The organism is Ruegeria sp. YTSC003, assembly GCF_059609785.1.
In genome coordinates this window covers 1-13,470 of sequence record NZ_JBXWMK010000019.1, presented here as the reverse complement: position 1 = coordinate 13,470, position 13,470 = coordinate 1, and the positions used below count along the sequence as shown (strand labels likewise).

The 13,470-nt window shown below is 53.9% G+C and carries 16 protein-coding genes; 12 read left to right on the top strand and 4 right to left on the bottom strand.

The features are described 5' to 3' along the window. Positions 1-53: 53 nt before the first annotated feature. Positions 54-1,445, bottom strand: coding sequence for a metal-dependent hydrolase family protein (locus tag AC2FFH_RS21850; RefSeq protein ID WP_496845314.1), 1,392 nt, complete (start codon positions 1,443-1,445; stop codon positions 54-56). A gap of 180 nt (positions 1,446-1,625) precedes the next feature. Between AC2FFH_RS21850 and AC2FFH_RS21845 the strand changes: the two genes are divergently transcribed. The 4 genes from AC2FFH_RS21845 to AC2FFH_RS21830 all read left to right on the top strand — a co-directional run bounded on the left by AC2FFH_RS21845 (position 1,626) and on the right by AC2FFH_RS21830 (position 4,533). Further along, positions 1,626-2,651, top strand: a complete 1,026-nt coding sequence (locus tag AC2FFH_RS21845; protein WP_496845313.1) for a helix-turn-helix domain-containing protein — start codon at positions 1,626-1,628, stop codon at positions 2,649-2,651. Next, the gene (locus tag AC2FFH_RS21840; protein WP_496845312.1) at positions 2,600-3,019 is read left to right on the top strand and encodes a DoxX family protein; all 420 of its coding nucleotides are present in this window, start codon (positions 2,600-2,602) and stop codon (positions 3,017-3,019) included. The genes AC2FFH_RS21845 and AC2FFH_RS21840 overlap by 52 nt, the downstream gene beginning before the upstream one ends. A gap of 240 nt (positions 3,020-3,259) precedes the next feature. Continuing rightward, positions 3,260-3,892 carry a tyrosine-type recombinase/integrase gene (locus tag AC2FFH_RS21835; protein ID WP_496845311.1) on the top strand — a complete coding sequence of 211 codons (633 nt, stop codon included), beginning with the start codon at positions 3,260-3,262 and terminating at the stop codon, positions 3,890-3,892. Positions 3,893-4,137: 245 nt separating this feature from the next. Then, positions 4,138-4,533 carry a nuclear transport factor 2 family protein gene (locus tag AC2FFH_RS21830; protein ID WP_170689468.1) on the top strand — a complete coding sequence of 132 codons (396 nt, stop codon included), beginning with the start codon at positions 4,138-4,140 and terminating at the stop codon, positions 4,531-4,533. Between the two features lie 88 nt (positions 4,534-4,621). On the opposite strand, the gene AC2FFH_RS21825 is transcribed toward AC2FFH_RS21830, so the two are convergent. Next, positions 4,622-5,539 carry a LysR family transcriptional regulator gene (locus tag AC2FFH_RS21825; protein ID WP_170689467.1) on the bottom strand — a complete coding sequence of 306 codons (918 nt, stop codon included), beginning with the start codon at positions 5,537-5,539 and terminating at the stop codon, positions 4,622-4,624. Between the two features lie 51 nt (positions 5,540-5,590). Here AC2FFH_RS21825 and AC2FFH_RS21820 point away from each other — a divergent pair, with 51 nt between their 5' ends. Then, complete coding sequence (locus tag AC2FFH_RS21820) at positions 5,591-6,505, top strand: NAD(P)-dependent oxidoreductase (protein WP_496845310.1); 915 nt, start codon at positions 5,591-5,593, stop codon at positions 6,503-6,505. A 107-nt stretch (positions 6,506-6,612) separates the two neighbouring features. On the opposite strand, the gene AC2FFH_RS21815 is transcribed toward AC2FFH_RS21820, so the two are convergent. Continuing rightward, positions 6,613-7,503 (bottom strand): AraC family transcriptional regulator, encoded by an 891-nt coding sequence (locus AC2FFH_RS21815; protein WP_496723427.1) that lies wholly within the window; start codon positions 7,501-7,503, stop codon positions 6,613-6,615. A gap of 160 nt (positions 7,504-7,663) precedes the next feature. On the opposite strand from AC2FFH_RS21815, the gene AC2FFH_RS21810 reads away from it, so the two are divergent. Next, positions 7,664-8,617, top strand: a complete 954-nt coding sequence (locus AC2FFH_RS21810) for an SDR family oxidoreductase (protein WP_496845309.1) — start codon at positions 7,664-7,666, stop codon at positions 8,615-8,617. Positions 8,618-8,814: 197 nt separating this feature from the next. Here AC2FFH_RS21810 and AC2FFH_RS21805 read toward each other — a convergent pair whose 3' ends face one another. Further along, the gene (locus AC2FFH_RS21805) at positions 8,815-9,582 is read right to left on the bottom strand and encodes a DUF3658 domain-containing protein (RefSeq protein ID WP_282169978.1); all 768 of its coding nucleotides are present in this window, start codon (positions 9,580-9,582) and stop codon (positions 8,815-8,817) included. 227 nt (positions 9,583-9,809) lie between these two features. Between AC2FFH_RS21805 and AC2FFH_RS21800 the strand changes: the two genes are divergently transcribed. The 6 genes from AC2FFH_RS21800 to AC2FFH_RS21775 all read left to right on the top strand — a co-directional run. After that, positions 9,810-10,301 carry a DUF805 domain-containing protein gene (locus AC2FFH_RS21800; RefSeq protein ID WP_496723428.1) on the top strand — a complete coding sequence of 164 codons (492 nt, stop codon included), beginning with the start codon at positions 9,810-9,812 and terminating at the stop codon, positions 10,299-10,301. Positions 10,302-10,381: 80 nt separating this feature from the next. Then, the gene (locus AC2FFH_RS21795; protein ID WP_496704868.1) at positions 10,382-11,152 is read left to right on the top strand and encodes a hypothetical protein; all 771 of its coding nucleotides are present in this window, start codon (positions 10,382-10,384) and stop codon (positions 11,150-11,152) included. Beyond that, positions 11,152-11,673, top strand: coding sequence for a hypothetical protein (locus AC2FFH_RS21790; protein ID WP_496704870.1), 522 nt, complete (start codon positions 11,152-11,154; stop codon positions 11,671-11,673). Before AC2FFH_RS21795 ends, AC2FFH_RS21790 begins: the two co-directional genes overlap by 1 nt. Position 11,674: 1 nt before the next feature. Further along, entirely contained in the window at positions 11,675-12,007 is a 333-nt protein-coding gene (locus tag AC2FFH_RS21785; protein WP_282169982.1) for a hypothetical protein, read from the top strand. Positions 12,008-12,255: 248 nt separating this feature from the next. Further along, on the top strand, positions 12,256-12,852 hold the full coding sequence (locus tag AC2FFH_RS21780; RefSeq protein ID WP_496704123.1) for a DUF6088 family protein: 597 nt from the start codon (positions 12,256-12,258) through the stop codon (positions 12,850-12,852). A gap of 2 nt (positions 12,853-12,854) precedes the next feature. After that, positions 12,855-13,470, top strand: a 616-nt coding sequence (locus AC2FFH_RS21775; protein WP_496845308.1) for a nucleotidyl transferase AbiEii/AbiGii toxin family protein, incomplete at its 3' end; no start/stop codon positions are given.

Below are 13,470 nucleotides of genomic sequence, written 5' to 3'. Positions count from 1 at the left end.
TCCCTTAAAATTTAGTGCGCGGGGTGCCGAGGTAAGTTCACCCCACGCGACACTCAGTCGAGTGTGTTCTTGTAGATCACGCCATCCTTCATGATGATCTTCAGATTGGTGTCGGGATCGGACAGCAGCAGGATGTCCTCCAGCGGGTTCCCGTCGACCAATAGAAGATCGGCGTATGCACCCACTTCGACCACACCCAGCGGGCCGTCCTGATAAGGATTGTTCAAACCAGTAAGACGGTTCATGCGCGCGCCGTTTGAAGTTGCGATGCGCAATATGTCGAAGGGTGTGAAATTCGCTTCAAGCAGGTATTTGAACTCGTCGCTCATCTTCTTGTCCTGCTCTAGTGTTTGGTCCCAGTTGTTGATGAGGTCAGTGCCCAGGGTATAGAGGTCGATCATGCCTGGCGTGGTTTGAATTACTTCAATCATGTTGGCCGCGGCATCCCGCACCGTCTTCCACTTCGCAAACGACGCTGGTGTGTAAAATGCTTCGGCCTGCTCGGTGGAGACCGAGTAGACCGGAGCCACGGCGGTCGCAAACATGATCTGTTTTTGAACCATGACCTCGGCCACTTCCGGAGTCAGAAACGGGATGTGTTCGACGGTCTTCGCGCCATTGTCGATACAGTTTCGGATCGCCTGTTCAGTGAACACATGGCAGGTCACATATGTGCCCCACTGTTCGGCGGTTTTGACTGCCATCTGGATTTCATCGGCTTGGTACTGAAGCGAATGCAGGGGGTCGAACTCGGACGTAACACCGCCGCTGACCATAATTTTGATCTGGGTTGCCCCGCGGCGCAGGTTCTCGCGTACGGCCATCCGGATCTGATCCGGCCCATCGGCTATAAAGCTCATTTCACTTTCGACCCAATGTGATGGTCCTTGCCCAGACAGTGTGGGATGCCGGTCGTTCAGTTTACGGAAGTCCGCGTGCCCGGATGTCTGGGTGATGAAGGCTTCAGAGGAGTAAATGCGCGGCCCGGGAAACATGCCGGAATCTATAATGCGAGCGATGGATTTTGCTGGTCCGCCCAGGTCCCGGACAGTGGTGAACCCATTCATCAGGATGCGTTCAGACCGAATTGTCGCGACGCCGCCAAGATGAAAGGGTGTGATATTCTGGCGCAACCCATCGCTGAGAGGGTTGAACACCGTAAGATGCACGTGTTGATCATGCATTCCGGGCATCAGTGTGCGCCCACCACCGTCGATGATTTGCGCATTGGCGACGGCAAGCGGCTCAGTCGAGACCTCGGCGATCAGGTTATCAACGACCAAAACATTTGCGTTCTCGATCCGCGCTTCGTTCACCCCATCAAAGACATGAACATTTGTGAAAAGGATCGGGAAACTTTCTTCCTGTGCAGCGGCATGAGTTGGAAACAGATGGCTCGCAGCTAGTACTGCGGGCACAAGTATGCGCATCAGACATCCGTTCATCAGGGCTCCTATCAACAAGAATCGCAAAAGGCGCATTTAGGAGTCATTATAGAATTCGAATAACTTGATGCCTGACAATTTGCCGGTTCGTGAAAAATAGTTTTGGAAAACTGCAAGATTTCATAATTTTATTGTGGGAATTTCCTACACTCGGGCATATCGCGAATTTCTGGAGAAGAGATGACAAGAAGACTTGGTAATAACACGGATCAGTCGCTGCCACTCGTCAGGGCTTCAGTTGCGGGTCCGGTTGTCGCAGCGCTTCGCAGCGTAGGGGTCGAACCCGCGTTTGTTCTTGATCCTCTGGGGTTGAACGAAGCGCAGGTAATGGACCCGAAGAATTTCCTGCGCCACGATACCGTCTACCAGATCTATCAGGCCGTGGCAGAAGCCACTTCACCGGATTTTTGCGCACGGGTCGGGCAATCCGTCGATCTTGTCAAATTTCTCCCGCTTGGCGATATGCTGGCAGAAGCCCTTACATTGGGAGACTTCTTTACCAGATTCACACAAGCGGTTTCCAAGGAATCCAATGCCGTTACGCAATCCCTCTTTGTCGAAGGAGAGCACGCGTATTTCAGTGCCAAAAGGAACTTCCAGATTTCGGTTTCGCCCAGCCAAACCGATGCGTTTCTGACAAGTATATGGATATCCCTGTTGCACCGTGTCCTGGATTTCAGGTGGGACCCCAACCAGGTCATTCTTCGCGTCAGTGACCCGGATGCGCTGCCCGGTCAGTTTCACGGCGTTCGGGCAATCAAGTGCAATCCTCAAGGTTTTTCGATCAGGTTTCCCTCCAGCTGGTTAAGTTACAGACTACGACCAGAGGCACTGGAAAACCCCCCAGACTACAGGGTTATGGATGAAGATCTGGCCGCCCCGCAGGATTTCCTTGCGGGACTGAAAGGCCTAATCAGGGTCCATCTTGCGGATTCAGGATTTGGTGTGGATGAGCTTGCGGACCTTTGCGGCTTTCATCAGGAAACACTGAACAACCGGCTGGAACCTTACGGTCAAACGGCGTCCCAAGTGATCGCGCGCATTAAGCAGGAAGAAGCCGAACGCCTGCTGGCAAAAGACAATAAATCCGTCGGCGAGACAGCGCAAAGGCTTGGCTATGCCGACCCAACCGCCTTCTCCAGAGCATTTCGTAAATGGACGGGCGTATCTCCAGCAGCCTACAAGAAATCAAACCGGAAGGACTAGCATTGCTCCTGAACATCGCCATCGGTCTTCTATCTGCATTTTTTCTCTTTGCTTCATCCATTAAGATTTTTGGGTGGCAAAAGAAGGTCTTTGAAATCCAGTTGGGCATGTTCGAAAGCTACGGCCTCAACAGGCAGATCATGTTCCTCGTCGGATGCGGGGAACTTTTCGGGGCAATTGCCATCTGGTTTCAATCGTCGTGGATCGGGCCGCTAGGAGCACTTGCGTTGCTCTGCACATCTGTCGGAGCGATATTCTGCCATCTAGTGTTCGATACCTGGAAGCAGAGTATACCGGCGACGATAACAGGGACACTTGCGGCTCTTGTTTTGAACGCTGGGTATTCAAAGCTTCTAAACATACTGTAACAACGGCCACCCGACCGATACCAGGAAATCCCAGGACAGCGATGGAACGTCCATAACGGACCTTTATTCTCGACTTTGCAAAGTCCGCTTTCTGCGCATCGCTGACCTTAAAGCGCGTTGAAGCATTTTGTATTTTGGGCTCCTTCCGGACCTCAGAGGCTGCGCAGCAATCCGTGATATGGTGCCTCGTCAACGTCGGGTTGTCGTTTTGGGAGGGCATGGCGGATCGGAGGATCAGTCATGGAAACACCAAACCTACCAGCCATTCGCGCACTTCGCCCCGCATGGAACAAGGGCCGCATCGTGGGTCAGAAACGACCGCTGAAGCCAAAGCATGTCTGGGCGATCCGTGTTCGACTTGAATTGGCCGAGAACCACCGCGACCTAGCGCTGTTCAATATGGCGATCGACAGCAAGCTGCGGGGGTGCGATCTCGTGAAGATGAAAGTCGTCGATGTGATGGCATCTGGTCAAATCAAGGAACGTGCCTCGGTACTGCAAAGCAAAACGCAGAAACCTGTTCGCTTTGAGGTTTCCGAAGGTACGCGAGCTTCCGTTGAGAAATGGATGGAGGATGAGCTAATGGTCGGGTCAGAATATTTGTGGCCAGGTCGCTTCCATGAGCGACTGCACATCTCAACCCGCCAATATGCGCGGATCGTCCGCGAGTGGGTCACTTCGATCGGTCTCGAAGCGAGTGCTTACGGTACTCATTCAATGCGAAGAACAAAGGTCACCCAGATCTACAAAAAGACGGGCAACCTTCGGGCAGTGCAACTACTTCACGGACACACAAAGATGGACAGTACAGTCCGGTACCTAGGTGTTGAACTAGAGGATGCTCTGGCCATCGCTGAAGCCATTGAAATTTAACTTCGCAGGGCCGTCTTCGTCGACGGCCCACAGCCGACATTAGATATCTCTAAGAGTTCACCCATCGGCTTTCCGAGAACTGTCGTTCGTATAAAACGCCGCAATTTCAACAAGCGGATGGCCGTGAGGCGAACAAGCCTGCCGTCGTTGAGAAGCGATGTTAAGCAAACTTGATTGCTTTGAGAGGTCCGATTAACGTTTCTGCAACCATATATTTTCGCGACTTTTAGGACATGCAGATATAGATGACACCTGATGTGCAAACCGCCCGCCGCATGGCACAAGATCACTGCGCTGCTTGGACAAACCGGGCGTCAGGCGATGTCGCGGGAAGATATGCTGAACATACATTAATGATAATGAACGGTGGCGAGCCAATGAAGAGCCGGACCGAGATTGGCGACATGGCGGCGGGATTTATGGCTGACTTCCCAGACCTCGTTCTTAACCTAGACACGGTTCTCGTCGCCGATCACCACATGGTCTATGCGTGGACTTTCGAAGGCCATCATAAAGAAACCGGTAACCACGTTCGTTTCTCGGGCTGGGAAGAATGGGACCTAGACGACAACCTGAAGGTCACCAAATCGCTCGGTTGGTATGATGGCGCGGATTATGAACGCCAAGTTGCGGGAACATGACCATATCCGGCACCAATTTACGCACTGTTCGCACAGTCATGTACGGCAAGTCAGACCTAATTTGACTCTAGTCGGTGCTCTTAATTGCCTACAGCAAGTGAGAAGGCGTCCATCGGAAAAGGCTTTTCTCATATTCGGTAATTGATTTCGAGAGCCACTGCATGAACAGCTTTGCCGCCGGTCGAACCGGGCCGGGCAAAGTGACAAGGTAGTAGCCGATCTGAGGTATTGGATCGTCGAACAGCGCCACAAGTTGTCCCGACTTCAACTCGTCAGAAACAAAAGCCGGGACCGTCGCCCCGATACCATCACCGCGACGGATGCCATCCAGCAGCATATTGCCCGGCACGCGGACAACTCTCCGGTCGGCGTCAGTCGCAACTCCGACCTTTTCTAACCACAGGTCAAACTCGACTGACGCTTGCTCCTGAAGAAGCGTGAAATCTAGCAATTCTAAGGGATTCGTGAGCACCCGGTTTCCGATTAGTTCGCGGGACGCGACGACCGTTAGACAGCCTGGCAGCAGTATCTGCGAGACAAGCCCTTGCCAGCGACCCGTTCCGTATCGGATGGCCATATCAACCCCGCCCGGCTTGAGATCGACAGCCTGGATCGTTGAATCGATCCTCAATTCGATATTGGGGAATTCGTTAATAAATGTCGACAGACGCGGCATGAGGAACGCGCTTGAAAACATCGGAGTCGCACTGACCACCAACGGTCGAACCGACTCTGCACTCGACATGCTCTCGGTCAAGGAGGCCATTTCAGCGAAGGCTTTAAGCAGGCCAGCCGACAGGAATTCGCCTTGCGATGTCAGAGAAATGCCGTGTCGGGTACGTGTGATAAGCCGAGTGCCGAGATGTTGTTCGAGCCCGCGGATTTGCTGGCTGACTGCGGAATGGGTCACGTTCAGCGCCTCTGCCGCCCGGGTCAGATTTCGAAACTCGGCAGCAGCGGCGAAGGCTCTGAGAGATGTCAAAGAGGGAAGCGCGCGCCAATCCATAAGTAAGATCATCTAACAATATATAAAAATTTACAACTATGTGATCCTCCGGTGCCGCCGCATGCTGGTGCATTAATTCATTGGCGACCACACGAGGCAAACATTATGGAAATTGCTGTTTTGGGACTGGGCAATATGGGCTCAGCACTAGCGCATTGCTTGCACAAGGCAGGCCACGATGTCAGCGTTTGGAACCGCACGTCGGCAAAGGCAGTGGTTTTTGCCGAGGCTGGAGCCACGATCTGCTCTTCACCGAATGATGCCATTGCGGTGTCTGATTTTGTCATCATCTGTGTCAAGAGCCACAGAGAGACTATTGAACTGGTCAACGGGCTAAGCGTCTCGCTCGAGGGAAAGACCATCTGTGACATGAGCACGGGCGATACCTCGGATGCCGATAGACTGGTCGCTATCCTTCAGGGAAAAGGGGCTGGCTACATGCTGGGCATGATCAATGCCTACCCTTCCGGCATTGGTGGTGACGAAACCACAATCCTTACGGTGGGCAGTGCCGGAACTTGGGGCCGCTATGGCAATATCATCAGAGAATTGGGTGGAAAGTCCGCCCATGTTGGAGAGAAACCAGCGGCACTTGCCGCGCTCTTTGCCGGCCTCTTCACGGTTCGGCAGGGGTTCATGTTCGGAATGATCTACGGTGCACTTGTCTGCCAGAAAGCGGGCATCCCGATGCAGGTTTATGTCGACCAACTCCCTGCTACAATCAAATTGGTCAATGACTACCATGACCTCTTTACCAGAACTGTTCCGGTTGAGGATTACGACAGTGCGGAAGCCTCCCTGAAGGTTTACGCGATGGCGCAAGAGGACGCGTTGAAGACCTATCACTCACTTAAGGCGCCCGCTGAATTCATCCAGTTGATGCACGACCGCACCAAAACGGCTTGGGACGATGGCTACGGCGACAGACAGCTGACCGCACTGGTCCAGCATATGACGGATGCCTGATGCAAAAATGCTCCGGCCCAAACCGGTCGCTCAACTATGGACTAGATTGCTGTAGTCGCAGCCCGCTTTCCGGACATTCGCTGCAAGCCTGCAGTGACAGGCGCCCCTCAGTTCAATCGTTGAGGCACCTGCGTCGCGTTGCTCCATTGCCGGGGCGACTGGCCGTACATCCGCTTAAATTCGCGGCTGAATTGAGAGGAGCTTTGATACCCCACATCCCATGCCGCCTCCGACACGGTCTTTCCTTCCGCAATCTTCATCGCAGCGTTGTTCAGCCGCATCGATTTGACAAACTGGATCGGAGACATTGTCGTGGCTTCCTTGAAGCGCCGATGGAAGACCGCGCGGCTCATACCAACGTGGTCGGCCATGTCGTCAATGGTGACCTGTTCGTTCAAGTGGGTTGAAAGGTAGTCGATTGTTCGCGCGATTTCGTTGCCGACGCCATAGGCCCGTCTTGCCGCCGCCCCAGCTTCGCCCATGAGAACCGCGTAATACAACTCGCGCAGTCGCCCATGTCCGAGCACCTCCAGGTCAACCGGATTGTCGAGCAACTCGAGAAGCCGCCACAGTGCCTGCGTGAAACCGACATCCCAGGACGCTAGTTCCAAAGCCGAAGGCGCATTCCCTTGCGGCTGTCTACGTCCTCCAGTGGCGGCCTCGATCTCCATCGTAAGCTCTCGCATCATGCGTCGATCTAATGTGATCATGACTCCCAGTAGCGGGTCCCTTTCAGAAGCTCGTGGTGCGCCTGCTTCGACCGGCAAAGTCATGGGGCAAAGCAGGTATTTGTCGCTTCCGTACACGTAATGCTGTCCGTCCAGTACGGCTTCCTTGGCGCCACTGAGAATGGCCACGACCGTGGGCTCATAGACGGCAGGAACACAAGGCACCGCCTCGGTCACCCGGAAAAGCTGGACGCCCCTTAGTGCGGTATCAACAAGGCCTGCATCTGGCAGACGGCGCTCGACAAGGTTTTTGATCTGGTCTTTGCTCATGCACTAAAGCTGGCAGGGAACTTTCTTCTTTGCAACGGGGTTGAGACGATTGGGCAAATAATCGAGAGGATATCGCCTGTATCTGTACCCAGTCAGATTCTATCTGTGCGTTCAAGCAATAACACCACAACCGCCGGCCAAGGCTGGAAGGAGATAGAATATGGCAGATACGACATTCGGACCTAAAGGTTGGACACCCGAGCGCCTCGGCGACCAGTCGGGCAGAACCTACATCATCACCGGTGCAAACGCTGGCGCAGGCTTTCAGGCCGCGCGCATCCTTCTCAAGAAAAACGCCAAGGTGGTCATGCTGAACCGCTCTACCGAGAAATCAGAGGCGGCAATCGCGGACCTGAAACAGGAATTCGGCGCGAAAGCAGATGTGAGCTTCATCCGCATGGACCTGTCCGTTTTGGATAACGTGCGCGAGGCTTCCGAAGAAGTTCTGAAGACGGTGCCTCGGATCGACGCGCTGATCAACAATGCGGCCATCGCTCAGGTGCCGACGCGCAAGCTGACCGTCGACGGGTTCGAAAGCCAGCTTGGCACCAACCACTACGGACATTTTCTGCTCAATGGTCTGCTCTTTGACCGCATCGCGGAATGCAAGGGCCGGATCGTGGTCGTTGCGAGCCTCGGCTACAACATGGGTCTCAAAACAATCAAGTTCGATGACATGAACTGGGGTGAGGGCTACGGCGCAAACGCCGCATATTCGCAGAGCAAGCTGGCGCAGATGATGTTCGCCTACGAACTGCAGGACCGTCTGGTCGCGGCGCGGCGCACCTATGTTGAGGTCTACGTTTGCCATCCCGGCTCATCGGCGACGTCTCTGATCACAACAAGCGGCAGCCGCACAATGCGTTTCATCTGGTGGCTGATGACCAAGACGCCGATGGTCCAGACCGCAGAACAAGGCTCATACCCTGAGGTCATGTGTGCCACCGAAGAGGCTCTGAGCGCGCAGCGCGCCCTTTATGGACCGACGGGCCGTCTGGAAGCGGTCGGCCCGGTCGGCAAAGGCACACTGAACGCGCATGCCCATGACAAGGCTGTTATGTCGCGTCTCTGGGAGGTGTCCGAAAAAGCAGTTGGGTTCGAGTGGAACCTCTGATCCCATTGCCACCGGAACCGGCAAAGCAAATGCAGATCGGTTCAGCCTAAAGGACGCGGAAATATGATCGCAGCGCGCAGTAAGGGTCGCTTTTTGAAAGACGGCCCTAGGCTCCAAAGAATGCTCAATTCCCCCTAACTCCAGTCAATTAGCCTCCGCCTCTTTGAACGTAAGTATTGCTGTAACGTTCGGCAACGTTATCTACGTCGCACGTCAAAGTCTCGCAGGCTTGTTTGAGGGCCAGATGCCTCAATCATACCTTGCATGATCAGATGCTGAAGCCTCCCAGATAAGAACACATCACCCAACAAGTTGTGTTCGTCGCATCGCCCCATGGCCGTACCGACAACGCGCGCAGCAGGTGTCCAGTTTGTTGCACAGCATGATAAAAGTAGACTGTCATAGAGATTGTCGGAAACATCGACGATCTTGCCTGCTTCCCATATACGCAGTGTAGCACCACTGTCTCGCAGGCGCAGAAAATCAGAAGAAAGCGTTGCTCTTGTGACCGGGTCTACCGCTTCGCGTTGATCAAAAAGGCTCGCCAGTAAAGCCGGAGTTTGCGGACCTATATACGGCAGTGACTTTAAGCCAGTCGTTCCAACTCGGGTCACCGAACCTTTGAAAAGGCGCAGGCCATGACATGCCATCTCCAAAAACGTCCGCTCTGATGCATTCTCACCCGCCCATATGCAAACTTCCGGCGTGAGATCCTGCGTCAAATGGGCCGAGATCCGGTCGAAATCGACTAGTGACGGAAAGGGATCGTCAGGTAACTGGCCATAGTTTTGGAAAAGCTCTCTGAAATATGCCGCCCGCGATTGTTTGTCGTTCAAAGGCCCGTGGCTCAGATCATCATCGAACACATCCACGTGCCCTGTCAGGCCGTAAGTTGCAACTGCCGCGCGTAGACAACCTCCGGCACTTCCTCCCAAAACCAGATGTAGATATGCGGGCTGTGACATTGGTTACCTTTGGCTTAAGAGCGCGATTTGGGTTGTCAGGGGACACGTCCCGGCTTGGGGGCACGCAGCTTGAAGTAAATCATTTTCCGCGCAGTTTCCCAGTCTGAATTTTTCCACTTGCACATGAAACTTGCACTGCCGCTGTTTTTCGTAAGCCTTTCAAGATGTAAATATAGGACTGCCAGAGCAAAACGAGGGGTTTTACAATGGGTTTCACGCAATCGGTCATGACCTGCCTGTCCAAATATGTCGTGTTTTCGGGCCGCGCGCAGAGATCAGAATATTGGTGGTTTGTTCTGTTCGTCGTCCTGGTCAGCGTTGGGTTGGCGGTACTCAGTTCGGTCCTTTTTGGCACTGATCCGGAAACAGAAGAGGGATCGAACTTGTTGAACTCCGTTTTCCAACTGGCGATGTTGCTTCCGATGCTCGCCGCGGGGTGGCGTCGATTACATGATACAGGTCGTCCTGGATGGTATCTTCTCCTTCCAATGGCCTTCAGTATCGCAACGATGTTCATGCTGCTGACCGGGGTTGCAGTTTTTTCAGCGCTCGAAACTGGCGTTGAAGACCCTGAGACTTTGAGAGAACCAGCAGCCTTTCTCGGTGCAACCGGTTTGATGGTCATGTACGCGATTCAACTTGTCCTTTCTCTCTTGATGATCTGGTGGCTTTCGCGACCCTCACAGGAAGGAACGAATGAATATGGCGCACCGTCATAGCATTACATGACCACTCACTGGCACCTCAATGCTGGAGAACCATTATTGCCTCCTCGTACGAGGAACTTTGGGAGTTAAAAATGAAAAACACTTTCTGGTCTGCGTGTCTGATGTGTTGTCTGTCGGCGGCCCCTGCACTGGCCGAATGGGGCTTCAGCGGCAGCCCGTTGCCAAATGCATTTATTCAGACAAACAACATGACGCTGGAGTTGCAGTGCGACAGGATCAGGTTCGCCCCGGCCGGGTATGAGGATTCGCAGGATATCGTACGAAAGAACGGCCTTTCTTTTCGTTTTCTGATAAACGGATCGCAAGAAGTTGCTGCTTTTCAGATGGGACGCGAAAACTCGTTCGTCCAGATCGTCGACAACTATCCTGTCGAGATCCAGTTCAGCGACGAGGCGGATTATGCGTTCGTCCTCGACCAGATTGCCGCAAACGCCACCCTGAACCTGTCGATGGTAGATCAAGACGTCAGCTACGGCATTTTTGATCTTAAGGGATCAGGTACAGCCATCCAGTCACTCCGGGCCGAATGTCGGGCATTGGACCAAACCTCCGCGCCTATGGAGGCACCAGAAGGCGTGGTCTATTGCGGCGGCGGTGGGGTCAAACGGCAAATCGAGTTCGTGATCCTCGATGATGCCAATGATGAGTGGGACGCGCGCGTCACCGTGAACGGCGAAACCCAGCGGGCAATGACCTCATACAGCTATTTCGGCAACTCCGAATTGGTCAAGGACTTCGTTGTTGCCCTACTGGCGGAGGATCGGGCCGAATTTCTGATCTTCCGGAACCAGAGGAAAAACTGGCTGGAGTTCGGCGATTATCGGTACGACCAATGCAACTGATGCCGAGATCGAGCGCCGAATCCAGCCTTGTTTCGATTGTCAGGATGCATTTCTGCGCGTTGCTTGCGACGGCTTTAACATTGCCGCAGCCTGCCAGTGCTTCAGAGATATCTGAGCTCCCGGCGCAGCTTCAAGAAAAGATCAATCAGGCGCAACAAGCCTGCTCTGACTTTGAGAACGGTGAATTTGCATTGGAATGGGGCGCTATTGTGCGCGTGGATCTGGACGGAGATCTGAAAACTGACTGGGTGTTGAACGAGGTGTTCTTTGCCTGCTCGTCGGCCGCGTCCCTGTATTGCGGAACTGGCGGATGCATGTCGCACTTCCTTGTGGGTGATGTCATTAGCTCTATCCTCAACCAAGGTTGGGATGTCGTAGATCTTGGTCCCAACCGTGTTCTTCTCACCGATGTTCACGGGTCGCAATGCGGCGGGATCAATCCAACCCCATGTGTCACTGCAAGCGCCTGGGACGCAGAAGATGGCATTTGGCGTAGCACAGCCGCGGAATGGGAGAAGTAGAATGGCAACAACTATTCACTTGAAGCAGCTATTGGCATCCTTCTTTATCTTGCCAGCGACGCTTTTACTCACTGGATGTATTGAGGCGCCGGTTGAGGTTGCGGTCAGCGAACCGGACCCCGATCTCGTCTTTGTTCGCGGCTACCGCAGCCCGTCGGATGAATGCCAACTTGTCGGCGAAAGCGCATTCACCGTAGACTTTCTTGATGATGCCGCCGATCTTGTAGCGTGTCCGACGGGCAGCTCAGCAATGCAAACGCTTATGGCTGAGACGGGATCACGCATAGTCACCCAGACGAACAGCTTCTCGTTCTTCAGCTTGCCCTACCGCTGAACCTGTAAATTCAGGACGGACTCCCAATTCTGGAAAGTGGGCCTGTCACACGTCAGGTAGAGTGAAGACCTGTCTTTGCCACGATGCTGGCGTCAGCCAAGTGATCCAGCCTACGGCATCCGCAGAGCGGACCTTGGTGCAAACCGCAGCGAATGGCCGCAATCCGCCCATACTTACAAAATCACCTCGGTTTTCGCATAACTTGAAAGTCAGAAAAAAGTGCTATATTTTCTGACAAGGAGAAAGTTATGATTACTTCATCGATCAGACAACGCATCATCGGAAAAGGCCGGGGGGCAATCTTTGCGCCACTGGACTTTCTGGATATCGGTTCCCGCGCAAGCGTGGATCAGGCATTGTCGCGTTTGGCGGATCAAGGGGTGATCCGGCGGTTGACGCGTGGGCTTTACGACTATCCGAGAAAGAGCGCCCATTTAGGGTTGTTGTCTCCGTCTGCCGATGACATTGCCAAAGCGATTGCACGTAAGGATAATCAGGTTCTACAGCCCTCCCCTGCCATGGCAGCTAACCAGTTGGGGCTGTCAACCCAGGTGCCATCCAAGCCTATTTATATGACCGACGGCCCGACCCGCACCAAGACAGTTGGTCGACAAGTCATCCAGTTCCGGAACGCATCATCCAAAACGCTAGTTGGTGCGGGTCAGAAAACCGGCACCGTATTTCAAGCGTTGCGCTATGTCGGCAAAAACCGGGTGGATAGCCGGGTTGTCGACACGCTGGCGCGCAATCTGGATAGCAAGGACCGGGCATTGCTCGTAAAACAAAGCAGGTATGTGCCGGCCTGGATGCACCCTGTAGTGCGGCAAATTGTGGCGCGGAACTGATCGTGGACCAGTTTGCCAACGATACTCCAAAGAACCGAGAAGAAGCGTTTCAGGAAACGGCCGCCCAGCTTGGCCTGTCCAAAGCAATCGTCGAGAAGGATTTCTGGGTCTGCTGGTCACTGAAACATCTATTCGCCCTGCCCTCTTATGGCGCTCACTTGATCTTCAAAGGCGGGACATCGTTATCCAAGGTCTATGACATCATCCATCGGTTCTCGGAAGACGTGGATCTGTCCCTCGACCGGGCGCAACTTGGGTTCGAGGGCGAACGTGACCCCGAGCACCCTGCCCTTTCCGGCAAAAAACAAAAGCAATTGTTGCAGGAGCTTCAGGATACGGCCACCAAAGTAGTTGCTGGTCCGCTTCTGAAAGAAACCAAAATCAAGTTTGGCGCCGCGCTGGACCAGGACTTTTCCCTGTCGGTCGATCCTGATGATCAACAAACCCTGCTCTTCGCCTACCCATCCAAGACAAATGCGACCAGTGGCTACATCCAACCGGCGGTGCGGTTCGAATTTGGCGCCCGTGGAGTTCACCTTCCGGTTGTGTTGCGAAGTTTTGGTTGGATTACAATATCGCGCTGCGGCAGTGGGTTTAAGAGGCGAGCTCAGCGAACTG

What these genes read in the sequence shown, in the direction of transcription:
- AC2FFH_RS21850 (WP_496845314.1), bottom strand. Translation starts at nt 1,445, where the DNA reads ATGAACGGATGTCTGATGCGCATACTTGTGCCCGCAGTACTAGCTGCG.
- AC2FFH_RS21845 (WP_496845313.1), top strand. Translation starts at nt 1,626, where the DNA reads ATGACAAGAAGACTTGGTAATAACACGGATCAGTCGCTGCCACTCGTC.
- AC2FFH_RS21840 (WP_496845312.1), top strand. Translation starts at nt 2,600, where the DNA reads ATGGACGGGCGTATCTCCAGCAGCCTACAAGAAATCAAACCGGAAGGA.
- AC2FFH_RS21835 (WP_496845311.1), top strand. Translation starts at nt 3,260, where the DNA reads ATGGAAACACCAAACCTACCAGCCATTCGCGCACTTCGCCCCGCATGG.
- AC2FFH_RS21830 (WP_170689468.1), top strand. Translation starts at nt 4,138, where the DNA reads ATGACACCTGATGTGCAAACCGCCCGCCGCATGGCACAAGATCACTGC.
- AC2FFH_RS21825 (WP_170689467.1), bottom strand. Translation starts at nt 5,539, where the DNA reads ATGGATTGGCGCGCGCTTCCCTCTTTGACATCTCTCAGAGCCTTCGCC.
- AC2FFH_RS21815 (WP_496723427.1), bottom strand. Translation starts at nt 7,503, where the DNA reads ATGAGCAAAGACCAGATCAAAAACCTTGTCGAGCGCCGTCTGCCAGAT.
- AC2FFH_RS21810 (WP_496845309.1), top strand. Translation starts at nt 7,664, where the DNA reads ATGGCAGATACGACATTCGGACCTAAAGGTTGGACACCCGAGCGCCTC.
- AC2FFH_RS21805 (WP_282169978.1), bottom strand. Translation starts at nt 9,582, where the DNA reads ATGTCACAGCCCGCATATCTACATCTGGTTTTGGGAGGAAGTGCCGGA.
- AC2FFH_RS21800 (WP_496723428.1), top strand. Translation starts at nt 9,810, where the DNA reads ATGACCTGCCTGTCCAAATATGTCGTGTTTTCGGGCCGCGCGCAGAGA.
- AC2FFH_RS21795 (WP_496704868.1), top strand. Translation starts at nt 10,382, where the DNA reads ATGAAAAACACTTTCTGGTCTGCGTGTCTGATGTGTTGTCTGTCGGCG.
- AC2FFH_RS21790 (WP_496704870.1), top strand. Translation starts at nt 11,152, where the DNA reads ATGCCGAGATCGAGCGCCGAATCCAGCCTTGTTTCGATTGTCAGGATG.
- AC2FFH_RS21785 (WP_282169982.1), top strand. Translation starts at nt 11,675, where the DNA reads ATGGCAACAACTATTCACTTGAAGCAGCTATTGGCATCCTTCTTTATC.
- AC2FFH_RS21780 (WP_496704123.1), top strand. Translation starts at nt 12,256, where the DNA reads ATGATTACTTCATCGATCAGACAACGCATCATCGGAAAAGGCCGGGGG.